Source organism: Priestia sp. SIMBA_032, from assembly GCF_046535215.1.
In the GTDB taxonomy this organism is placed as follows: domain Bacteria; phylum Bacillota; class Bacilli; order Bacillales; family Bacillaceae_H; genus Priestia; species Priestia aryabhattai.
In genome coordinates, this window is sequence record NZ_JAWRXD010000986.1 from 1 (window position 1) to 259 (window position 259).

A 259-nucleotide genomic window follows, 5' to 3' on the forward strand; every position below is an offset into this window, starting at 1 on the left:
GACGAAGAAGGCTACCGCGACCACGACGATGACCAGACCCGAGAGCTCGATCGCGGTCATCGCGAGGTTGCTGCCGAGAGACTCCCGGATCCCCCGCGCGTTGAGCGCGGCGACCAGGGCGAGGAAGACGATCGCGGCGGGCACGACCGGAACATCGATGAACGTCGCCAGGTAGTCGCCGGCGAACGCCAGCGCGAGGCCGGCCGCGCTGACGACACCCGCGGCCAGCATGCTGAAGCCGACGAGGAACGACACGAGG

At 69.1% G+C, this 259-nt stretch carries 1 protein-coding gene; it reads right to left on the reverse strand.

Annotated features, from left to right (window positions below):
- A partial coding sequence (locus SB717_RS37300; RefSeq protein ID WP_486360809.1) for a hypothetical protein occupies nt 1-259 on the reverse strand: 259 nt, incomplete at both ends.